This window comes from Rhizobium acidisoli (assembly GCF_002531755.2).
In the GTDB taxonomy this organism is placed as follows: domain Bacteria; phylum Pseudomonadota; class Alphaproteobacteria; order Rhizobiales; family Rhizobiaceae; genus Rhizobium; species Rhizobium acidisoli.
In genome coordinates this window covers 2,542,550-2,563,076 of record NZ_CP034998.1, presented here as the reverse complement: position 1 = coordinate 2,563,076, position 20,527 = coordinate 2,542,550, and the positions used below count along the sequence as shown (strand labels likewise).

General features: G+C 61.3%; 19 protein-coding genes. 12 read left to right on the top strand and 7 right to left on the bottom strand.

Features of this window, described 5'->3' with window-relative positions; genetic code table 11:
• Window positions 1-50 precede the first annotated feature (50 nt).
• The 3 genes from CO657_RS12700 to CO657_RS12690 all read right to left on the bottom strand — a co-directional run bounded on the left by CO657_RS12700 (window position 51) and on the right by CO657_RS12690 (window position 2,606).
• On the bottom strand, window positions 51-671 hold the full coding sequence (locus tag CO657_RS12700) for a TetR/AcrR family transcriptional regulator (RefSeq protein ID WP_054182737.1): 621 nt from the start codon (window positions 669-671) through the stop codon (window positions 51-53).
• Window positions 672-731: 60 nt separating this feature from the next.
• Window positions 732-1,649, bottom strand: a complete 918-nt coding sequence (locus CO657_RS12695) for a bifunctional helix-turn-helix transcriptional regulator/GNAT family N-acetyltransferase (protein WP_054182738.1) — start codon at window positions 1,647-1,649, stop codon at window positions 732-734.
• A gap of 237 nt (window positions 1,650-1,886) precedes the next feature.
• Window positions 1,887-2,606, bottom strand: coding sequence for an aspartate/glutamate racemase family protein (locus CO657_RS12690; protein ID WP_003593499.1), 720 nt, complete (start codon window positions 2,604-2,606; stop codon window positions 1,887-1,889).
• 155 nt (window positions 2,607-2,761) lie between these two features.
• On the opposite strand from CO657_RS12690, the gene CO657_RS12685 reads away from it, so the two are divergent.
• The 5 genes from CO657_RS12685 to CO657_RS12660 all read left to right on the top strand — a co-directional run bounded on the left by CO657_RS12685 (window position 2,762) and on the right by CO657_RS12660 (window position 8,393).
• Window positions 2,762-3,226 carry an Lrp/AsnC family transcriptional regulator gene (locus CO657_RS12685; RefSeq protein ID WP_012558301.1) on the top strand — a complete coding sequence of 155 codons (465 nt, stop codon included), beginning with the start codon at window positions 2,762-2,764 and terminating at the stop codon, window positions 3,224-3,226.
• 27 nt (window positions 3,227-3,253) lie between these two features.
• Entirely contained in the window at window positions 3,254-3,811 is a 558-nt protein-coding gene (locus CO657_RS12680; protein ID WP_054182739.1) for a PH domain-containing protein, read from the top strand.
• A 125-nt stretch (window positions 3,812-3,936) separates the two neighbouring features.
• A complete protein-coding gene (locus tag CO657_RS12675; RefSeq protein WP_082366266.1) occupies window positions 3,937-4,473 on the top strand; it encodes a BA14K family protein in 537 nt (178 codons plus the stop codon).
• A 282-nt stretch (window positions 4,474-4,755) separates the two neighbouring features.
• Window positions 4,756-6,021: an NAD(P)/FAD-dependent oxidoreductase gene (locus tag CO657_RS12670; protein ID WP_054182764.1), complete on the top strand. Its 1,266-nt coding sequence runs from the start codon at window positions 4,756-4,758 to the stop codon at window positions 6,019-6,021.
• Window positions 6,022-6,437: 416 nt separating this feature from the next.
• On the top strand, window positions 6,438-8,393 hold the full coding sequence (locus CO657_RS12660; protein WP_054182740.1) for an elongation factor G: 1,956 nt from the start codon (window positions 6,438-6,440) through the stop codon (window positions 8,391-8,393).
• Window positions 8,394-8,573: 180 nt separating this feature from the next.
• On the opposite strand, the gene CO657_RS12655 is transcribed toward CO657_RS12660, so the two are convergent.
• The gene (locus CO657_RS12655; RefSeq protein ID WP_003593509.1) at window positions 8,574-9,620 is read right to left on the bottom strand and encodes an NAD(P)-dependent alcohol dehydrogenase; all 1,047 of its coding nucleotides are present in this window, start codon (window positions 9,618-9,620) and stop codon (window positions 8,574-8,576) included.
• Between the two features lie 218 nt (window positions 9,621-9,838).
• On the opposite strand from CO657_RS12655, the gene CO657_RS12650 reads away from it, so the two are divergent.
• The 4 genes from CO657_RS12650 (at window position 9,839) to CO657_RS12635 (ending at window position 15,377) form a co-directional block, all read left to right on the top strand.
• A complete protein-coding gene (locus CO657_RS12650; protein WP_003593511.1) occupies window positions 9,839-10,747 on the top strand; it encodes an AraC family transcriptional regulator in 909 nt (302 codons plus the stop codon).
• 99 nt (window positions 10,748-10,846) lie between these two features.
• Window positions 10,847-11,902 (top strand): glycosyltransferase family 2 protein, encoded by a 1,056-nt coding sequence (locus tag CO657_RS12645; RefSeq protein WP_054182741.1) that lies wholly within the window; start codon window positions 10,847-10,849, stop codon window positions 11,900-11,902.
• Complete coding sequence (locus CO657_RS12640; protein WP_054182742.1) at window positions 11,902-13,584, top strand: hypothetical protein; 1,683 nt, start codon at window positions 11,902-11,904, stop codon at window positions 13,582-13,584. Before CO657_RS12645 ends, CO657_RS12640 begins: the two co-directional genes overlap by 1 nt.
• Before the next feature lie 161 nt (window positions 13,585-13,745).
• A complete protein-coding gene (locus CO657_RS12635; protein WP_054182743.1) occupies window positions 13,746-15,377 on the top strand; it encodes an FGGY-family carbohydrate kinase in 1,632 nt (543 codons plus the stop codon).
• 76 nt (window positions 15,378-15,453) lie between these two features.
• On the opposite strand, the gene CO657_RS12630 is transcribed toward CO657_RS12635, so the two are convergent.
• A protein-coding gene (locus tag CO657_RS12630) for an IS630 family transposase (RefSeq protein WP_128715551.1) occupies window positions 15,454-16,402 on the bottom strand; the annotation gives its coding sequence in 2 pieces (ribosomal slippage) (window positions 15,454-16,065 and window positions 16,067-16,402; 948 coding nt in all).
• 151 nt (window positions 16,403-16,553) lie between these two features.
• Window positions 16,554-17,012 (bottom strand): hypothetical protein, encoded by a 459-nt coding sequence (locus tag CO657_RS12625; RefSeq protein ID WP_054183299.1) that lies wholly within the window; start codon window positions 17,010-17,012, stop codon window positions 16,554-16,556.
• A 170-nt stretch (window positions 17,013-17,182) separates the two neighbouring features.
• Between CO657_RS12625 and CO657_RS12620 the strand changes: the two genes are divergently transcribed.
• The 3 genes from CO657_RS12620 to CO657_RS12610 all read left to right on the top strand — a co-directional run bounded on the left by CO657_RS12620 (window position 17,183) and on the right by CO657_RS12610 (window position 19,773).
• The gene (locus CO657_RS12620) at window positions 17,183-17,848 is read left to right on the top strand and encodes a TetR/AcrR family transcriptional regulator (RefSeq protein ID WP_054183300.1); all 666 of its coding nucleotides are present in this window, start codon (window positions 17,183-17,185) and stop codon (window positions 17,846-17,848) included.
• 50 nt (window positions 17,849-17,898) lie between these two features.
• Window positions 17,899-18,918, top strand: coding sequence for a ketol-acid reductoisomerase (gene ilvC, locus CO657_RS12615; protein ID WP_003593524.1), 1,020 nt, complete (start codon window positions 17,899-17,901; stop codon window positions 18,916-18,918).
• A gap of 93 nt (window positions 18,919-19,011) precedes the next feature.
• A complete protein-coding gene (locus CO657_RS12610) occupies window positions 19,012-19,773 on the top strand; it encodes a hypothetical protein (RefSeq protein ID WP_054183301.1) in 762 nt (253 codons plus the stop codon).
• Window positions 19,774-19,833: 60 nt separating this feature from the next.
• Here CO657_RS12610 and CO657_RS12605 read toward each other — a convergent pair whose 3' ends face one another.
• Window positions 19,834-20,187, bottom strand: a complete 354-nt coding sequence (locus CO657_RS12605; RefSeq protein WP_054183302.1) for a hypothetical protein — start codon at window positions 20,185-20,187, stop codon at window positions 19,834-19,836.
• Window positions 20,188-20,527: the final 340 nt, after the last annotated feature.

Sequence of the window (20,527 nt, the reverse complement as noted above, 5' to 3'; positions counted from 1 at the left end):
CACCCGTTTCCGGGCGCGCAGGGGAATGCTGGCATTCCCCCGGGGGAAAGTCAGGTCACCAGCTTCATCGCGGCTCCGGCAGCGGCAGCCATTTCTTCGCCGCTGCGTTCCGTTTTGCCGATGACGCGCATGCCCTTGGTGAGGCAGAGAAGCGCAAGCGCTACCGCCGATACATCGATATCCGCCGAAATCGAGCCATCGGACTGGCCGAGGCGGATGAGGTCGGCGAGAAGCGTCTCGTCGGTGATGAAGGCGGTGGCGACGCGTTCGGCCGCCTCTGCATCGAAGAGGGCGAGATCGCCGGCGCTGCCGACGACGAGGCAGCCCTGCCGGCCGATTTCACCGTGCGAAGAGCCGGCAAAGAAGGTGATGAGCGCATGGAGCTTATCGCGGCCGGTCTCGGCACGTGCCAGCCTGGCATCGAGCAGGCCGCGACGCACGGCGCGGTAGCGGTCGAAGGCGGCAAGGAAGATGCCGCGTTTGTCGCCGAAAGCCTTGTAGACGCTGCCGGCGGCAAGCCCCATGGCCTCCGTGAGTTCACTGATCGAGGCAGCATGATAGCCGCGCTCGGAAAAGACGCGTAGCGCCGCGTCGAGTGCCGCCTCGGCGTCGAATTCCCGCGGACGGCCGCGGCTGCGGGTCTTCTCATGATCGAGGGTTGTTGCGTTCATGCTTGCCTAATTAGGAAATGATCGTTTCCAAATCAAGCGAAATTTTTGCGACGCAGCAAATCAGAGTGTGAGAAGCCAGTTCTGGCCATTCGCTTCCGGGCCGAACATGCGATGTCTCTCCTCGGAGACAAGTCGGAAGCCCGATTTGACGTAGATGGCGCGGGCGGTTTCCAGCATGTCGTTGGTCCAGAGCTGGAGCTCGCGATAGCCTTTCTGCCTGCAAAAGCGGATGCATTCGTCGACCAGCAGCTTGCCGAGCCCGAGGCCGCGGGCTGATTTGTCGACATAGAGCAGCCGCAGCTTGGCGACGCCATCGCCGCCATTGGTGACGAGGACCGAGCCGACATTGACGCCGCCGCGTTCGGCAATCCAGCAATATTCCTTGGCGGGATCGAAATTGGCGAGGAATTTGCCGGCGACCTCGGCGACAAGCGCCTCGAAGCGCAGGTCCCAGCCATATTCCTCGGCGTAGAAGCGGCCCTGGCTCTGAACGATCCAGCCGATATCGCCGGCGCGGTGGGCGCGGATGATGGCGGGTGCGGGCTTGGCCGCCGGGTCGAGCAGGAGGCGGATCGTGTCCATGGCCGAGACGACGGCTTGCGGTTCGCCGATCGCCAGATTGTCGAAGCGGGCGGCGATCTGGGCATTGGCGCGCCGGCCGAGTTCCTCGAACTGCACGCGTCCCCGATCGGTGACATTGATGATCTGGCTGCGCAGGTCGGCCGGATCCGGACTGGTCTCGATCAGACCCTCGGTGCGAAAGCGCTTGAGGATGCGGCTGAGATAGGCCGGGTCGAGATGCAGATCGCGGACAAGGGCTGCGGCGCTGATGCCGTCATGCGAGCCGATCTCGAAGAGAATGCGGGCATCCGTCAGCGTGAAGGGGGAGTCGAGATAGGCCTTGTTCAAGAGGCCGAGGAAATTCGTATAGAAGCGGTTGAAATCGCGGGCCGTTTCGATGAGGGCGGTATCGGACATAATGATCTCCAGATGGAGATCTCGCCAGACTGCTGACACAGGCTCGCTCCTCGCTCGGCGTCATCCTCGGCCGTGTGCCGAGGATCTGCTGCCCCATCGAACCGAGGCAGATGCTCGGGACAAGCCCGAGCATGACGGATGAGAGGCCGGCGACTGTCCGAACAAGCTGACGCGCATCTCCTAATGGAGTCCTTTGTCCTCAATTTAGTTGACTGAGTCAACTAAATTGATCACAACTCACGCAGCTTCTTCCGTTTCCGCTTCGTCGTCGCCGAGAGCGAAATCCACCGCCGCATGGGCATGGATCGTCGTGGTGTCGAAGCCCGGCAGCGGCAGGCGGTTGGGATCGAGGATCAGGCAGATCTCGGTGCAGCCGAGGATGATGCTGTCGGCGCCGTGCTCTGCGGCGCGGTCGATGATATCGATCAGTTTTTCGCGCGAGCTGTCGTGCACCCTGCCGGCGCAAAGCTCGTTGAAGATGATGTCGTGCACAGTCGTGCGGTCGGCGGCGTCGGGCACCATAATGTCGAGACCGAGGCTCTTCATTCGGTCGGTGTAGAAGCCGTGCTCCATCGTGTAGCGGGTGGCAAGCAGCAGCGGACGCTTACGGCCGGCCGCATGCAGCGATTTCGCCGTCTCATCGATGATGTGGATCAGCGGCGCGGAGATCTTGCCGGCGACCTCATCGGCGATCAAGTGCATGGTGTTGGTGCAGATGAGGATACAGCCGGCGCCCGCGGCCTCAAGACGCGCTGCCACCTCGCCGAGGCGGCGAGCCGCGCCAGCCCAGTCGCCAGCCTTCTGAAGAGCGACGATCTCCTCGAAATTGACCGAATGCAGAATGAGCTCGGCCGAGGCGAGGCCGCCTTTGCGGGCGCGCACCATCTCGTTGACGAGGCGGTAATAGACCGCCGAACTTTCGAAACTCATGCCGCCGATCAGGCCGATCGTTTTCATCTCTTCATGCTCCCATGCTGCGAGTTTCGAAAATGATGCCGCATTGCTCGCGCGATGTGTTTGCGTTGTTTGTCTTCCATATCAAATATCTGCTATGGTTTTGCGCAGTTTTTAAAAATCATGCAAAAATCGGGCGGAGGATTCCCTTAAGGCACATGCTTGATGATCGTGACAGACGCATTCTCGACATGCTGCAGAAAGATGCAGGCATATCCGTGACCGATCTGGCCGAGTACGTGGCGTTATCGGTTTCGGCCTGCTCGCGGCGCATCCAGCGGCTGGAGGAAAGCGGCCATATCCTTCGGCGCATCATCGTGCTTGACCGGGAAAGGATGGGCGTGCCGACGACGGTCTTTGCGCTCGTCAAGACAGCACACCATTCCGACGAATGGACGGAAACCTTCCGCCGGATCATCAGCGACATCCCCGAGATCGTCGAGGCGCACCGGCTGACCGGCAATCACGATTACATTCTGAAGATCGTGCTGCCGCGCGTCGAGCATTACGATGTCATCTATAAGCAGATCGTGCGCAAGCTGGAACTCTTCGACGTCTCGGCGTCGATCTCGATGGAAGAGTTGAAACATGGAATGGCGATACCCGTGGGCTATGCCCGATAAAACGGCATTTTGAGAGGCTGCGATAATATGAGCAACAGCGATATTCATAGCTACTTTCTGCCAGGGGAAAAACTTCTTTGGTCCGGGCGTCCCGCACAGGGATTTCGTCTGACAACGTGGGATTTTGCCCTCGTTCCTTTCTCGCTTTTTTGGGGCGGCTTTGCTCTCTTCTGGGAGACCAGCGTATTGACCACGCCGGGAACGCCGGTTTTCATGCGCCTATGGGGTATCCCGTTCGTCCTGATAGGCCTTTATTTGATCGCGGGACGCTTTGTCGTCGATGCGGCGGTGCGAGCGCGTACCGAATACGCGCTGACCGACCGGCGCGTCATCATTCGCAGAAGCGGTCTGCTTCGGAATTTCTCTGCCACCCAGCTCGACCTGCTGCCGTCGATCAATCTCGAAGAGGGCAGTTTCGGTAGGGGGACCATCACATTCGGAATGTCTTCTTTTCAGCGATACAAAACGGCAGGCGTCTGGACGCCCAGCCTGTCGAGAGACCCTCAGCTTCTGGGAATTGACAGCGTGCGGCAGGTTTATAATCTTCTGGAAAAAGCACGGCTCGATTGCATGAAAAGCCGATAGTTCTTCCCACTATCGATAGCGATTAATTTGCCTCGATACGGAACGTTTTTCGACATAATACGTTCACCTTTGGTTCAGGAGGAGGGCAGCTATCCCTCCACTTGGAGAAGTAGAGGAGAACAGTCATGAGAAAGCTAACCGTTGCTGCGTTATGCTTGATCATAGGAATCCCCGGCGTCACGCCGGCTCAGGCATTTCCGGCTATCAACCCACCCAGGCTCGAACCTCAGCAGCCGATAGAGCGCGTGCAATGGCATGGTGGCCACGGCCACGGTGGCGGCTATCACGGTGGTTACCATCATGGTCATGGATCGGGCTGGGGCTGGGCTTTGGGTGGTCTGGCCGTCGGTACGATCATAGGCGGCGCATTATCCCAGCCCTATTACGGCTCGTATTATGGCTCACCCTACGGCGGCTATTACGGTACACCCTACCGCTATTATGGCTCGCCCTACCGGTATTATGGTTCGCCCTATCGCTACTATGGCTCGCCTTACCGCTATTATGGCCGGCCGTACCGCTCCTATGCATCTTCTGCCTATTATGGAGGAGGCGGAAGCCACGAGGCTTGGTGCTATTCGCGCTATCGTTCGTACAGGGCGTTCGACAATACGTTCCAGCCCTATTACGGACCCCGTCGCCAGTGTGTCGGTCCCTATTGATCGGCGCGTTACGCATCTGCCCGTGAACTGCTTCCAGGGCGACTCCCTTCTTGCGACCCGGCGACACGGCATGCCTGTGTTGAACCCCAGCGGACGCTCGGTCTGGGGAGTTACGACTCGGCCTGAGTTCGGCTCCCATGAGCTTTCCCGCAGGAAGAGCCGATAATCATCGAACCCCCTCGACTGCCGGCGGCGCAGGGCAGGCATGCCGAAACGGCAGTTGCAACATTCGCGGCAAAAGCCACATTGGTTTCGAGCGAGATGGCGCAAAAGGGGCAGGTCATGAGCGATCATCATGTCGTCGTTGTCGGCGGCGGTTTCGGCGGGCTGCAACTCGTCAACGGGTTGAAGGGCGCGGGTGTGAAGGTCACACTCGTCGACCGGCGCAATCATCATCTCTTTCAGCCGCTGCTCTATCAGGTGGCGACCACCATCCTTTCCACCTCGGAGATCGCCTGGCCGATCCGCCGCCTCTATGCCGACCGGCCCGATGTGACGGTGCTGCTCGGCGAGGTCACCGGCGTCGACAGCGGCGCCAGGACGGTGTCGCTGCGCAACGGCATGACTCTGGGTTACGATACGCTGGTACTGGCGACCGGGGCGACGCATGCCTATTTCGGCCGTGACGAATGGGAACCGGTGGCGCCCGGCCTGAAGACGCTCGAGGATGCGACGACGATCCGCCGGCGCGTGCTGCTTGCCTTCGAGAAGGCGGAGATGGAGAGCGATCCCGCCGTGCGCGACGCGCTTCTGACCTTCACCATCGTCGGTGCCGGGCCGACCGGCGTCGAGCTTGCCGGCATCATCGCCGAGCTCGCGCATTTCACCCTGCCGAAGGAATTCCGCAACATCGATACGCGCAAGACCCGTGTCGTGCTGGTCGAGGCAGGCCCGCGGGTGCTGCCGACCTTCGCCGAGGAGCTTTCGGCCTATGCCCAGACGGCGCTGGAAAAACTCGGCGTCGAGATCCATCTCGGCAGGCCGGTGACCGACTGCAGCGCCGACGGCGTGAAGATCGGCGAGACCTTCGTCGCCAGCCGGACGATCGTTTGGGCGGCCGGCGTCACCGCCTCGCCGGCGGCCCACTGGCTGAACGTGCCGGCCGACCGGGCAGGGCGCGTCGTCGTCGAAAAGGACCTGAGCGCGCCTGGCCTGCCCGATGTCTTCGTCATCGGCGACACCGCTTCGGTCATGCGCGAGGACGGCAAACCGGTGCCGGGCATCGCGCCGGCGGCCAAGCAGCAGGGCGGCTACGTCGCCAAGGTCATCCGCGCCCGCCTGTCGGGAAAATCGGCGCCGGCGCCCTTCCGCTATCGGCACCAGGGCAGCCTGGCGACGATCGGCCAGAGTGCGGCGATTATCGATTTCGGCCGCATCAAGCTGAAGGGCTGGATCGCCTGGTGGATCTGGGGTCTTGCCCACATCTACTTCCTGATCGGCACCCGCTCGCGCTTCTCCGTCGCCTGGAGCTGGCTGTGGATCTATCTCAGCGGCCAGCACAGTGCCCGGTTGATCACCCAGCGGGAGACGATGCGGGAGGAGGGGTAGGCTCTTGCTGCGAGGCAAGCCGGCGGACAGCAGGAGAGGGCATGCCTCGGGGCACCCCCCTCTGCCCTGCCGGGCATCTCCCCCACAAGGGGGGAGATCGACTTGCGGATAGAATCTCTCCAAACAATTGATGTTAGAACGAGCGGGTTCGTCCAGCCAATCTCCCCACCTGTGGGGGAGATGCCCGGCAGGGGCAGAGGGGGCGGCCACGGCACGCCGGTTCAGGAAACCGGCCGACCCGTGAAGTCAATCCTCCCACGCTTGACACATGTCCCCACACCGCCTTAGCATCCCGCCCGCGTCCCCCAACCACCACCTAGGGTGTCGCATCCAGCCGTATCAACGGATAGAGGTTCCAATGCGCCGACTCACTTCTCACGAAAATCACATCCGAATTTCTGAGAAGTTGGTGGTTCATGCGCACTTTGAATCTGGGCATCCTCGCCCATGTGGATGCAGGCAAGACTAGCCTTACCGAAAGACTGCTTTTTGACGCCGGCGTCATCGACAAGCTTGGCAGCGTCGATACTGGCAATACACAGACGGATACCCTCGAACTTGAGCGACAGCGCGGCATCACGATCAGGGCCGCGGTGGTGTCGTTTGCGATCGGCGACAGGGTCGTCAATCTGATCGACACGCCCGGCCACCCCGATTTCATCGCCGAGGTCGAGCGGGTGCTTGGGTTGCTGGACGCGGCGATCGTCGTCGTTTCGGCGGTCGAAGGCATACAGGCGCAGACGCGTGTGCTGGTGCGGGCGCTGCGAAGGCTCGGTGTTCCCTTCGTCTTCTTCGTCAACAAGGTCGATCGCCTCGGCGCGCGGTACGGGGACGTGATGGAGGCCCTTGCCGCGCAACTGGCGGTGCGTCCCATCGCCATGTCCTCCGTCACCGATGCCGGCAGCAAGCTTGCCCAGGTGGAGGCTCTGGCGCCGGGAGACGAGCCGCTTTTTTCAGCGCTCTGTGAGGCGCTCGGCGAGAGCGACCAGGCGCTGCTCGACGACTATGTGCTCGCCCCAGAACGACTGACCACGGAAAGGCTCGGGCGCAGTCTGGCCGATCAGGTAGCAAGGGGCCTGGTGCATCCCGTCTTCGCGGGAGCGGCCATGACCGGTACCGGCGTGCCGACGCTAAGCTCGGCCATCGCGACGCTGTTGCCCGAGCGGCGGCTTGATCCGGACGGGCCGGTCGCCGGCAAGATCTTCAAGATCGAGCGCGGCTGGGGCGGCGAAAAGCTCGCCTATCTCTACCTGACTTCGGGCACTGTGCAGCTGCGGCAATATCTGGATCTGCCCGGGGGCGAGGAACGGGTGACTGCAATCCACGTGTTCGAGGCCGGCCGCAGCCATGGCGCCGCGAGCTTCTGCGCCGGTCAGATCGCCCGCGTCAGCGGCCTTGCCGGTGCCCGGATCGGCGATGCGGTGGGCAGCAATCCGGCCTTGGGCGGGCGGGCTTACTTTGCCCCGCCGACGCTCGAAACACGCGTGCTTGCCCGACGGCTCTCGGACAGCGCGGCGCTTTGGTTGGCGCTGAACCAGATGGCCGAGCAGGATCCGCTGATCAATCTGCGCAGGACCGAGGAGACGAATGAAGTCTTCGTGTCGCTCTATGGCGAGGTGCAGAAGGAAGTGATCCAATCGACGCTGCTGACGGATTTCGGCCTCGAGGCGGGTTTCGAGGAAAGCACGGTCATCCTGGTCGAAAGACCCGTCGGCAGCGGGGCCGGCCTGCAGATCCTCTTCAAGGAACCGAATCCGTTTCTCGCCACCATCGGCCTGCGCGTCGAGCCGCGCCCTGCCGGCTCGGGCAACAGCTTCGCGCTGGAGGTGGAGGTCGGCCAGATGCCCGTCGCCTTTTACCGGGCGGTCGAGGAAACCGTGTTCGAGGCGCTGAAGCAGGGCATTTTCGGCTGGCAGGTCATCGATTGCCATGTGGCGATGACGGCGGCGCGGCACAGTTCGCCCGCAAGCACCGCTGCCGATTTTCGGCAGTTGACGCCCTGGGTGCTGGCAACGGCACTCTCGGCTGCGCAAACGGCCGTCTGCGAACCTTTCGACCGCTTTCACCTGGAAGCGCCCGTCGAGAGCCTGAGCAGCGTGCTCACTCTGCTGGCGAAGTCCGCTGCGGCGACGTCGCATTCCGTGATCGCCGATGGCGTGGCGCGGCTCGAAGGCGCTCTGGCGTCTCAGATGGTTCAAAGCGTCCAGCAGCAATTGCCGGGCCTGACGAGCGGGGCAGGGACGATGGAAACCGCTTTCGATCACTACGCCCCGATATCAAGGCCGCCGCGCCTGCGTCTGCGTTCGGGGCCTGATCCGTTCAACCCGGTGGAATATCTGTTGCGGCTGCAGTCCACGAGAGCCTCATGCTGAGGTGCGCAGGCCGAAGGCCGGAGCCTCGAAGCAGGGGGCGGGCGCTCTGAAGTGGCGGTAGAAGCGGCGTTGGCGGATGATGCTTCGAGGCGATCCTTTGGATCGCACCTCAGCATGAGGGCCGGTGGAGTATGCCGTTATCAAAAAAAGGCGGCCCCCGAAGGAGCCGCCTTTCATTCTTCAAGCCGACAGCGAGGCAATATCGATGACGAAGCGGTAGCGGACGTCGCTCTTGACGACCCGCTCATAGGCTTCGTTGATATTCTGGATGTCGATCTTCTCGATCTCGGAGACGATGTTGTGTTTGCCGCAGAAGTCGAGCATTTCCTGGGTTTCCTTGATCGAGCCGATCATCGAGCCCGCCAGGCTCTTGCGCCCGCCGATGACCGAGAAGGCGTGGACCGGAACCGGGTGCTCGGGAACGCCGACCAGAACCATCGTGCCATCAGACTTCAACAGGTTGAGATAGGCGTTCCAGTCGATTGTGGTGCCGACCGTGTTGATGATCAGGTCGAAGGTGCCGGCGAGTTTGGTGAAGGTCTCGGCGTCGCTCGTTGCATAATAGTCCTTGGCGCCGAGCTTGAGGCCGTCTTCCTTCTTCGACAGCGATTGGGAGAGGACGGTGATGTCGGCGCCCATGGCAGCACCGATCTTCACGCCCATGTGGCCGAGGCCGCCCATGCCGACGATCGCAATCTTCTTGCCGGGACCGGCTTTCCAATGCGCGAGCGGCGAATAAAGCGTGATGCCGGCGCAAAGCAGCGGGGCGCCGGAATCGAGTGGAATATTGTCGGGGAAGCGCAGCACATAACCTTCCTTGACGACGATCGAGTCGGAGTAGCCGCCGAAGGTCGGGGTCGTGCCATCCGCTTCATAGCCGTTATAGGTCGGGACGAGGCCCGGCATGTAGTGCTCGTAATCCAGGTCACGCGTAGCGCAGCCGACGCAGGAATCGACGAAGCAGCCGACGCCGACGCGGTCGCCGACCTTGAATTTCGTGACCTTGGAGCCGACGGCGGAAACGACGCCGGCGACCTCGTGGCCCGGTACCATCGGGAAAATGGAATTGCCCCACTCGTTGCGGGCCTGGTGAATGTCGGAGTGGCAGACGCCGCAATATTGAACTGCGATGACGACGTCGTCATCATTGGGTTCGCGGCGCTCGAAGGTGAAGGGGGTCAGCGGTTGCGACGCGTCGGTAGCGGCATAGCCTTTTGCGATAGCCATCTGATGCTTCCTTTTGGGGTTGGGAGGGGTTGAGCGGGATGGCGGACTATTGCCCGGATGCTGGCGAGGGCGTTAGAGTGATCCTCTCAGCTTCTTGCACGATCCTGCAAAAGTCAGGCGCCCGGCTGTTTGCGAAATGGCAAAGACACTCTAGATAAGGGCGATATCGCCCGCGCCAGACAGCTGACAGTCAGACAGCTGACAGAGAGAGTTGCCGCATGACTTTGCCCTTCAGCCCCTATCAGGAGATCGTCGATATCGCGATGCGCTTTGCGCCTCACGACGGTGAGTTCTCCACTTCAATCGGCAATCTTCATGTCAGCCGCCGGTCCAGGCCCAGCGATCCCTTGCACAGCAGCTACCGGCCCTGTTTTGCCTTCGTGCTGCAGGGAGCCAAGAGCCTGCTGCTCGGCACGGAACAGATCAGCTACGGCACGGGGGATTATCTGCTGACCTCGCTCGACCTGCCCGTCGCCTGGCGGGTCACGGAGGCAAGTCCCGACGTTCCGCATCTCTGCCTGGGGCTGGCAATCGATTCCGAAAAGCTTTTGGAGTTACTCAGCCGCATCGATATTCCGCGCCCGGCCGCCCATACCGACGGGCAGCGTGGCATGGTGGTGAACGTCGCGCCGCCCGAGCTTATGGATGCCGCCGTCCGCCTGCTGCGCTTGCTCGATCGTCCAGGCGACATTCCCGCCATGGCGCCACTGATCGAGCAGGAAATCCTTTACCGGGTGCTGACCGGACCGCATGGTGCCCGGCTGATCAACATCGCCACGTCGGACAGCCACAGCAACAGGATCGCGCGCGCCGTCGCCTGGCTGAAGGAGAATTTCGCGCGGCCGCTGCGTATCGAAGACCTTGCCGACCGCGTCAATATGAGCGTCTCGTCCTTCCATCACCACTTCAAATCGGTCACGGCGATGACGCCGGTGCAGTATCAAAAGCAGCTTCGCCTTCATGAGGCGCGCCGGCTGATGTTCGTTGAGCGTCTCGATGCCGGCACGGCCGGCCACCGCGTCGGCTATCAAAGCCCGTCGCAGTTCAGCCGCGAATACAGCCGTCTCTATGGGGCCTCGCCCGCCCGCGATGTCGACGGCGGGCGCGAGATCATGGCGGCGGAATAGCATTCAAGGATGTTCGGCGGCGGCCATCCGGTCATTAAAGGATGTTTGACGTTTCCGGGCTAGGCTGGCGCTATCAATCAAGCAGGCACCGCCGTCCGCATGACGCAAGCACCGTCTCTTTCCATCGTCGCGCCTTGTCACAACGAGGAAGAGGGGCTGCGCGAGTTCTGCCGCCGCGCGAGCGCCGCCGCGCAGAGCGTTGCCGGCGACGCCTTTGAGCTCATCCTCGTCGATGACGGCTCGTCCGACGGCACCTGGGAGATCATCTCGGATCTGGCGGAAAAACTGCCGCAGGTGCTGGGCGTTCGTCTCCTGCGCAATCACGGCCACCAACTGGCCTCGACCGCCGGTCTTTCCGCGTCGCGGGGCGAGCGCGTTCTTTTGATCGACGCCGATCTGCAGGACCCGCCCGAGCTGCTTTTGATGATGATGCCGATCATGGAGCGTGGCGCCGATGTCGTTTACGGCCAGCGCACGCGCCGCGAAGGCGAAAGCTGGTTCAAACTCGCCTCCGCCTCGCTTTTTTATCGCGCGCTTTCCAGGCTCGCTTCCGTCACCATCCCGCGCGATACTGGAGATTTCCGGCTGATGCGCCGGCGCGTGGTCGATATACTGCTGGCGATGCCGGAGCGCGATCGCTTCATTCGCGGCATGGTCAGCTGGATCGGCGGCAAGCAGGTGGCGCTTCCCTATGAGCGCGACGCCCGTTTTGCCGGCACGACGAAATATCCGCTGCGCAAGATGATCAATTTCGCGCTCGACGCGATCACCAGTTTTTCCACGACACCACTGCGCATCGCCACATGGCTCGGCATGATCAGCGCCGGCGTCGCGATGGCGCTGCTCGTCTATACCTTCGTGCGCTGGCTGCAGGGCGAGACGGTCACCGGCTGGTCGTCGATCATGGCCGCCGTCAGTGCCTTTAGCGCCATCCAGCTGATCTGCATCGGCATCATCGGCGAATATCTCGGCCGTCTCGTGCAGGAGAGCAAGAGGCGGCCGATGTTCATGATCGAGACCATCCTGCGCGGCGGCGAACATGCCGAGCTGCCGACGGCTTTTTCGGAGATGAGCGCCGGCGACAAGCGCTCCGCGCTGGATGCAGCCTTTGCATCCGGTGAGCCGCGCTCGCAAAAGAACAGCCGGATCGGATGATGGACCGGATTGCCGCGCCTGTTCATTCGGCAGCCAGGCCCGAAGAATTGGTTGCCAGGCAGGATTCCACCATTGCGATCATTGCTTTCGTCGCGCTTGCCGCGGCCCTGGTGGTGCTGTTCCGCTTTCCGCCGGTTCTCGACTACGCAAATCACTATGCCCGTATCTGGCTTCTTTCGGGCGGGATCGGCGAGCAACCGTTTCCTGAAATCTATGCGATCGATTGGAACCGCACCTTCACCAATGTCGGGATCGATCTTCTGGCGATTTCGGTAGGGCCGCTGGTCGGCGCCGACAGGCTGGCGCGGGCTTTGCTTTTCCTGGCCATCGTGCTGCCGCCGCTTGGTGCGATCGGCCTGCACCGGGCACTTTTCGGCGGCCGGCACTATTGGCAGATCGCCATGCTGTCGCTTGGCTGGTGCGCCACGATGATCGGCGGCTTCATCAACTTCCAGATCGGCCTTGGCATGGCCTTGTTCTTCGCCTGCGCCGACCTGCGGCTGCAGCGCCGAAATCCGGTTCTGCTTTTTGCCTGGCGGCTTGCCGCCGCGCTGCTGCTGACGGTGATGCACATCTTCTCACTCGGCTTCTATATGGCGATCGTCTGCGGCCTCGAATTTTCCTGGCGTTTCGACATCGTGCGATCGAAGGCAGGGCTGATGAGGCTCGCCGGCCGTTTGGCGCTGGCGATCGGCGCCTGCGCCCTGCCGCCACTTGCGCTCTATCTTCGCACCACCGCTTTGCCGAACGCCGGCGGCGATGGCCTCGGCCTTGTCTGGAACGATGGCGTCGTCCTGATCGTCATGAACCTGTTTTCCGCCATCACCACCTATGTCCCGGTGGTGGATGTCCTGCTGGTTCTGCCGCTGATCCTCATCTGCACGCGCGCCGTTCGCGCAGGCGACATCCGCATGCATGCGGGCCTTGCCGTCGCCGCCTGCGGATTGCTGCTTCTCTCCTGTGTCGCACCGCTCCACATGCTCGGCACCGGATGGATCAGCTGGCGCTTTCCGATCATGACGGTGCTCGTCGTCATGGCGATGGTATGCCCCTTCGCGAATCTGACGCGCCGGCAGGCGCTGTTGCTGGCGCTTGTCGTCAATCTCGCGGTTTTCGGCCGGGCCGGCTGGATCGGCTGGAACTGGTGGCTGGCACAGCAAGACGCCGCTGCCGTCGAGACCGTGCTGAAAAAGGTGCCGGCCGGCAAGGTCGTTCTGCCTCTAGGGCACGAACCCGAGATGGTCGGCGACTTTGCCCACACCAACCGGCATTTTGCCTGGGGACTGGACACCTTCCGGCATTTGCCGACGCTTGCAGTACCTTTCTCGCACGCTTTTGTGCCGACGCTCTTCACGGCCAAAGGCAAACAGCCGCTCTCCGTTCTGCCGCCATGGTCGGAGATCGCTGTTCCAGAGGGCAATCTGGTGCCGATCAGCGTATTGTCATGCCCTGACATGATGCAGGAATATAGAGGCTATGCGCCTTATCTCTCGGACTGGCGCAGGCGTTTCGATTTCATCCTCGTCGCCAATGCCGATATTCCCGACCGGCATGTCGGTGACTTAATGCCGGCGGGGCTGATGCTGATCGAGGATGCCGGCTTCGCAAAGCTCTACGCAATCGACAAGGCGACGCCGGCAGCGCCTCTCTCGGTGCCTGCCGGTTGCGCCACGGCTCTATGAACCGTTGCGCTTGGCCTGGCCCGCGCCTCGCTTTCCTTGTCATGTCACCGCGACCGCGTAATGTCAGCGTCGCTGGACGCGACGATCTTTCCAGAGATAGACCTTAAAACCGGCCGCAGTTGCCAATCAACCCGATCCCTGGCGATCTGAAACGAGAGACCATGAGCGACACATCTCATACCCCGGAAGCCGACGCCAAATATGTCATCGGCGTCGATGTCGGCACCGGCAGCGCCCGGGCCGGCTTGTTCGATATGGCCGGCAGCATGCTTACCTCCGCCAAGCGGAATATCAGCTTGTTTCATGAAGCCGGTTCCATCGTCGAGCAATCGAGCCGCGAAATCTGGAGCGCCGTTTGCGCGGCCGTGCGAGAGGCGGTTGCCGCAGCCGACGTCGATCCGGCCTCCGTGGTCGGGCTGGGATTCGACGCAACCTGCTCGCTGGTCGTTCTCGGCGAAGGCGGCAAGCCGCTCGCCGTCGGGCCTTCGGAAGATCCGGACCGGGATATCATCGTGTGGATGGACCACCGCGCCGTCCCGCAGGCGGAGCGCATCAACGCGCTGGGTCATGACGTGCTGCGTTATGTCGGCGGCCGCATCTCGCCGGAGATGGAAACGCCCAAGCTTCTCTGGCTGAGGGAAAATCGTCCCGCTGTGTTCGATGCCGCCTGGCAATTCTTCGATCTTGCGGATTTCCTCACCTGGCGGGCGACCGGCGATCTGTCGCGTTCGACCTGCACGGTCACCTGCAAGTGGACCTATCTCGCCCACGAAAAGCGTTGGGACGGCAGCTATTTCCACCAGATCGGCCTCGGCGTGCTGGCAGACGAAGGTTTTCTTCGCATCGGCAAGTCTATCGTCGAGCCCGGTTCGGCGCTCGGCGAGGGACTGACTGCTGCTGCGGCAGAGGAGCTTGGCCTCACGCCCGGAACGGCCGTCGCAGCCGGGTTGATCGACGCGCATGCCGGCGGTGTTGGAACCGTCGGTGCCGATCCGCAGGCCAATCTTGCCTATGTCTTCGGAACCTCGTCCTGCACGATGACCTCAACGACAGAACCGTCTTTCGTTCCCGGTGTCTGGGGACCTTATTATTCGGCGATGGTGCCGGGCCTATGGCTGAACGAGGGTGGCCAGAGTGCTGCCGGCGCCGCCATCGACCATCTCCTTACCTTCCATCCGGCGGCCGGCGAAGCGGGCGAGCTTGCGAAGCGCGCGGGCGTTCCGCTGCCGGTGCTGCTTGCAGACATGGCCGCCGGCAAGGCGGGCCGTTCCTCCGATGCCGTCAAGCTGGCGGCCGGGCTGCACGTCGTTCCCGAATTCCTCGGCAACCGTGCGCCCTTTGCCGATCCGCATGCCCGGGCGATCATTGCAGGTCTCGGCATGGAGCGGGATGTCGACAGCCTGGTCTCGCTCTACATCGCAGGACTTTGCGGCATCGGCTATGGCCTGAGGCAGATCATCGAAACGCAGGCCGAGGCGGGTGTCACCGTCCAAAACATCGTCATCAGCGGCGGCGCCGGCCAGCACGATTTCGTCCGCCAGGTGCTCGCCGATGCGAGCGGCAAGCCGGTGGTGGCCACGAAGGCCGATGAGCCGGTGTTGCTGGGAGCGGCCATCCTCGGCGCAGTCGCCGGCCGGCAATTTGCCGATGTCGGCGCGGCGATGAGCGAGCTTACGCGGGTGGCAACACGTTTTCAGCCGTCGGAGGGTGAGATTTCCGATCTCCACCGCAAGCGTTACGAAGCCTTCAAGGAGCTTCAGACACTGGCGCGCAAGCTTCGCAGCGATGGCTGACATCGCTGCGCGACAAATGTCGCGGGCTTAAGCGCGTCGCGTTCTTTCTGATTCGCTCCTTGCGCTTTAGAGCGTTTCATGTTTTGACAGAAGCGTAGCCTGCGTTTTCGAAGTAGTTTGCGCATTCGTCTGGTTTAATGGTGCCGACGAGATATCCTAGATGGCGCCAGGTGTCCTCAGTGGTTCTCTTCTGGGCCAACCGCATCCAATGCTTGATCTTGGCGAATGTCTGCTCAATCGGATTGAGGTCGGGCGAGTATTTCGGCAAGAACCATAACCTGGCGCCGGCCGCTTTGATGGCATCGCGAATGGCCTTGGCTTTGTGAGAGCCGAGATTGTCGAGAATGACGATGTCGCCGGGCTTGAGGGTTGGGATCAATTGCTGGCTGACATATGCGCTGAAGCACTCGCCGTTGATGGGACCATCGAAGACGCAGGGCGCGGTGAGCCGATCGCAGCGCAAAGCGCCAAGGAAGGTCAAGGTGCGCCAGCGGCCGTGCGGTGCAAAGCCGCGCAGCCTCTTACCTTTCAGCCCCCAGCCACGCAGGGGCGCCATGTTAGTTCTGATCCAGGTTTCATCTATGAAGACCAGGCGATGCGGATCGAAGCGGCCTTGCCAGGCCTTCCAGCGTGCTCTGCGCCGGACAATGTCGGCGCGACCCTGCTCAAGGGCGAACAGCGTTTTTTTTAAAGCTCAGGCCTTCGCGGCGCATGAATTGCCAGATGGCATTGTGCGACACCCTCACGCCGCGTGCGGCCAACTCGTCCTGTAGCCGATGCAGCGTCAGATGCGACGTCTCCTCAATCCGCTCGATGATAAAGGCTCGGTACGGCTCCAAAATACGCCGGCGATGGCCGCCCATCTGGCCGGGCGAAACACTGCCGGTTGCGCGAAAACGCTGCGACCACTTCACCACAGAGGAAACAGCGATATCGAACCGCTCGGCCACAACCCGGCAACTCTGACCAGCACCAACCGCGGAAACAACGCGCTCATGAAGATCATCCGAATAAGGTCGCGTCATGGATGCTGGCCTCCAACCCAGCATCCATCATGAATCACAAATCTGCTGATTTGGGAATCCGCCGATTCCGAAAAGAAATGAACCGCTCTAGCACTTTGTTTTTGCGCATGTCGTTGCCGCAAAACCGCTGCACACTTTTGCGCGACATGCTTTAATTATTGATGGCGATGATCGCCCAATGGCTGTCCTCGCAGGCGTTATCCTCGCAGACCGCGCCCATCCAGACGGCGCCGTTTGCCAGCATGACGCCGTCGCTGTTGACGAAGAGATCCTGATATTGCTGGCCCCCGACGGCGCGGCGCGTCTCCGGCGTCACCAGATCCTCGAAATTCTCGACGAAATCCTCGGCGTTCTCGACATCATAGGTCTCGCCATTGGCTTTGACGGTCAGCGGATATTCGGCAAGGCCGGCGATCGTCTCGGCGTCGCCGGAGCGCATCGCCAGAACGAGCTGGCGCAGCGGCCGGTCGAAAGCCTCGGCATTGCCGTGCAACTCCTCGATCCTGTTATAGACCTCGTTTTCCGACTGCGCGATGGCGCCGGCGCTTAGGAGCGGTGCTCCGAAGACGACTGCTCCGGCGAGGAGAAGGGCGGCAGGCAAGCGCGACATGGAAAGCTCCCGGCAATGGCATCGATTGACACTATGCGATGCTGACCGATGCGCGCCTATCCAATTCTGGTGTCTCCCTGAGCTTTCCAGTATAAAAATCTGCCGGGCCTGCTTGACGGCTCGATCGCTTTGTCGCATAAACCTCACGAACCGTACCGTACGGTACGTATATGGGAGCCGTGACCGTGTCCGTCGATACCGCAGAGCCGAGCGAGTTTTCGCCGCGCCAGAACGCCGTTCTGGAGCAGGCGTTGCGGCTGCTCGTCGATGGCGGCGAGAAGGCGCTGACGACCTCGGGGGTCGCGCGTGCCGCCAATTGCTCGAAGGAAAGCCTCTACAAGTGGTTCGGCGACCGCGACGGTCTGCTGTCTGCGATGATTGCCTATCAGGCGAGCAAGGTCCGCACCTTCGAGCGCAACGGCGAGCGGCTGACGGCGGCAAGCCTGCATGACCATGTCGTCATCTTCGCACGCGACCTGCTGGAGGTTTTGGCCGGCGATGTCTCGCTGGCGCTGAACCGGCTGGCGATCGGTCAGTCCAACCGCGACGGCTCCAAGCTCGGCAAGCTGCTGCTCGAACGCGGCCGCCGGCAGATCGACCGCCGCGCCATGGCGCTGATCGATGCCGGAAAAAGGGCAGGGCTCCTGCGGTTTTCCGATGCCGACGAAGCCTATCACACGCTTTACGGCCTTGTTGTTTCCGATCTGCATGTGCGCATGCTGCTCGGCGAACCGGGCCTCAAGGATACCGCACGCCAGGCGGAGAGGGCGGTCACCGCCTTCCTCCGGCTCTATGGCACGGACAAGGTTCTGGCGGAGATGCCGGCTTTCGGCTGATCTCGCTTTAATGACAGTCAACAAGACAAGCACAAGGGAAGGAACTTCAAATGCGCGTCTATTACGATCGTGATGCCGATCTCAACCTCATCAAGGCCAAGAAGGTCGCCGTCATCGGCTACGGCTCGCAGGGCCGTGCTCATGCGCTGAACCTCAAGGACAGCGGTGCCCAGAACCTGGTCATCGCGCTGAAGGCCGGTTCGCCAACCGTCAAGAAGGCCGAAGCCGATGGCTTCAAGGTCATGACGGTTGCCGAAGCTGCCGGCTGGGCCGACCTGATGATGATGGCGACCCCGGACGAACTGCAGGCCGATATCTACAAAGCCGACATCGCTCCGAACATCCGCGACGGCGCTGCCATCGCTTTCGCTCACGGCCTCAACGTTCACTTCGGCCTGATCGAGCCGAAGGCTTCGGTCGACGTCGTGATGATCGCACCGAAGGGCCCGGGCCACACGGTTCGCGGCGAATACCAGAAGGGCGGCGGCGTTCCCTGCCTCGTGGCCGTTCATCAGAACGCGTCCGGCAATGCGCTTGAACTCGCTCTCTCCTACGCCTGCGGCGTCGGCGGCGGCCGTTCGGGCATCATCGAAACCAACTTCCGCGAAGAGTGCGAAACCGACCTCTTCGGCGAACAGGTCGTTCTCTGCGGCGGTCTCGTCGAGCTTATCCGCGCCGGTTTCGAAACGCTGACCGAAGCCGGTTATGCGCCCGAGATGGCCTATTTCGAGTGCCTGCACGAAGTGAAGCTGATCGTCGACCTGATCTATGAAGGCGGCATCGCCAACATGAACTACTCGATCTCCAACACGGCCGAGTGGGGCGAATACGTCTCCGGTCCGCGCATCATCACCGCCGAGACCAAGGCCGAGATGAAGCGCGTCCTCAAGGACATCCAGACCGGCAAGTTCACCTCCGAGTGGATGCAGGAATACCGGTCGGGTGCAGCCCGCTTCAAGGGCATCCGCCGCAACAACGACAGCCACCAGATCGAGGAAGTCGGCGCCAAGCTGCGCGGCATGATGCCCTGGATCGGCAAGAACAAGCTGGTCGACAAGAGCGTGAACTAAGCGGTTCCAATGAAATAAAATGGGAGGCCGGAGTGAAAGCTCCGGCCTCCTTTGCTATTAGTGCGTCGTCGAAGCGGGTATGTGGGACGTAACGTGTTTGAAGCGATCGTGCTGACGGCAAAACGGGATCTGGAAGATAGCCTCAGGACCCTCTATCCCACATTCTTCGAATATCCGTTCCCATCTTCGCTGGACGCCTCACCGCTCCGCGATGCCGAGAAAATCCTCACTGGACTAAAATCGACGCCTTTGCGGGAGATCGATGCGGCGGTGCTAGGCCCATATGCGGCAGGTGCGATAACGACGATCGGCTCGGTCGACGACTTCAGGCACTTCCTGCCGCGTATTCTCCACTGCGCTGTCCTCGGCGCGTCCGCATTCGGTTTCGAGCCGCCCATCATCGCTTCCAAACTTCTATTGTGCGACTGGCAGCAATGGCCGATAGCGGAGCGGACGGCAATCGCGAATTTCTTCTACTCAGCCTGGGCCTATAAAAGGTTGCAGGATCCCGATTTTGATGCATCGGCTTGGGACTGGATAGTCGCGATGGCGCTGCTCGATCTTCAGTACCAGGCATGCCTTGATCTGTGGGTGAAGCAGCCGACGCCGAACGCTTTTCTGCAACTCGCCGGCGCTGATCTCAAAAGCCTCTACAGGGGCACTGGGTTCTGGCAGGACGTCGCATCGGCAGATCGTCATCTTGTCCTCGAATGGATCAAGAGCGATATCATTGAAAATGCATTTATCGGGCTGATTGATGCGATGCCGCCGCAGCGGCATTGGATTGTCGATTGCCTGCTCGACGAAATCGGAGAGTTGCGGCGTTTGCCTTCTCGCGTTGAACCGCTGGAGTGATAATCTCGGATCTGACGGTGCCATCTCAACGTGTCATCTTGTGAATCGAGCGCGGCAAGATCACGGGAAGGTTTTTGTTACGTCGATAATTCCGACTATGGCCGCATTAAACTGGTCCATTTCCTCTGCGGGTATCCAATATTCGAGGTGCGCCCGACCGCCCGCTTCCTGAACTGAATGGCCATCGAGATAATCTTTTTTGACTTCAAACCTGGTCACAAAACCTGATCCGCTCCTCGGTACATTCCAGTCCCGAGCTATCCTCACTGCATAGTCTTCGGAAAGCACGGGATAAAAAATCGGTTGGTCGGGCAAGCGAGGGGGAAACCCGCGCATGTCAAGCTCATGAATGAGCGCGAGTTCCTCAGGCCCAACTGGTCGCCATAGTGTAACGGTCTCTATACCTTCGCTCATTTCTGTCTCTCAGCAATCTGGTAGAAAGGTTTCGAATGGATAAATCAACTATGCAGTCGATGGGCTTGCAACGACGAGTTTTTCGCCGACTATCGCAATAAGCGAATTCGGTCCATGGTATTGATATGCCCCACCGCTTGCTTCTTGCAGTCACGATCATGGTTGATCCAATAGTTGCACCGCCGCCGCCAACCTTGATGTGAAAGCGCAATCTTTTGAGCGGCGAAAATGTCCGCCTCCGACATAATCCTTATTTGTTTGATGAGTTCGGGCCACGTTACATTCTCCTTGAAGAGCATGTCGACTGCCACTTGGAGGTTCTCTGGTATTTGCACAACTA

Coding starts and splice junctions, on each gene's coding strand:
- CO657_RS12675 (WP_082366266.1), top strand. CDS start 3,937: ATGAGAAAGCTAACCGTTGCTGCGTTATGCTTGATCATAGGAATCCCC.
- CO657_RS12700 (WP_054182737.1), bottom strand. CDS start 671: ATGAACGCAACAACCCTCGATCATGAGAAGACCCGCAGCCGCGGCCGT.
- CO657_RS12620 (WP_054183300.1), top strand. CDS start 17,183: ATGGGAGCCGTGACCGTGTCCGTCGATACCGCAGAGCCGAGCGAGTTT.
- CO657_RS12670 (WP_054182764.1), top strand. CDS start 4,756: ATGAGCGATCATCATGTCGTCGTTGTCGGCGGCGGTTTCGGCGGGCTG.
- CO657_RS12645 (WP_054182741.1), top strand. CDS start 10,847: ATGACGCAAGCACCGTCTCTTTCCATCGTCGCGCCTTGTCACAACGAG.
- CO657_RS12650 (WP_003593511.1), top strand. CDS start 9,839: ATGACTTTGCCCTTCAGCCCCTATCAGGAGATCGTCGATATCGCGATG.
- CO657_RS12605 (WP_054183302.1), bottom strand. CDS start 20,187: ATGAGCGAAGGTATAGAGACCGTTACACTATGGCGACCAGTTGGGCCT.
- CO657_RS12690 (WP_003593499.1), bottom strand. CDS start 2,606: ATGAAAACGATCGGCCTGATCGGCGGCATGAGTTTCGAAAGTTCGGCG.
- CO657_RS12625 (WP_054183299.1), bottom strand. CDS start 17,012: ATGTCGCGCTTGCCTGCCGCCCTTCTCCTCGCCGGAGCAGTCGTCTTC.
- CO657_RS12655 (WP_003593509.1), bottom strand. CDS start 9,620: ATGGCTATCGCAAAAGGCTATGCCGCTACCGACGCGTCGCAACCGCTG.
- CO657_RS12660 (WP_054182740.1), top strand. CDS start 6,438: ATGCGCACTTTGAATCTGGGCATCCTCGCCCATGTGGATGCAGGCAAG.
- ilvC (WP_003593524.1), top strand. CDS start 17,899: ATGCGCGTCTATTACGATCGTGATGCCGATCTCAACCTCATCAAGGCC.
- CO657_RS12640 (WP_054182742.1), top strand. CDS start 11,902: ATGGACCGGATTGCCGCGCCTGTTCATTCGGCAGCCAGGCCCGAAGAA.
- CO657_RS12680 (WP_054182739.1), top strand. CDS start 3,254: ATGAGCAACAGCGATATTCATAGCTACTTTCTGCCAGGGGAAAAACTT.
- CO657_RS12635 (WP_054182743.1), top strand. CDS start 13,746: ATGAGCGACACATCTCATACCCCGGAAGCCGACGCCAAATATGTCATC.
- CO657_RS12695 (WP_054182738.1), bottom strand. CDS start 1,649: ATGTCCGATACCGCCCTCATCGAAACGGCCCGCGATTTCAACCGCTTC.
- CO657_RS12685 (WP_012558301.1), top strand. CDS start 2,762: ATGCTTGATGATCGTGACAGACGCATTCTCGACATGCTGCAGAAAGAT.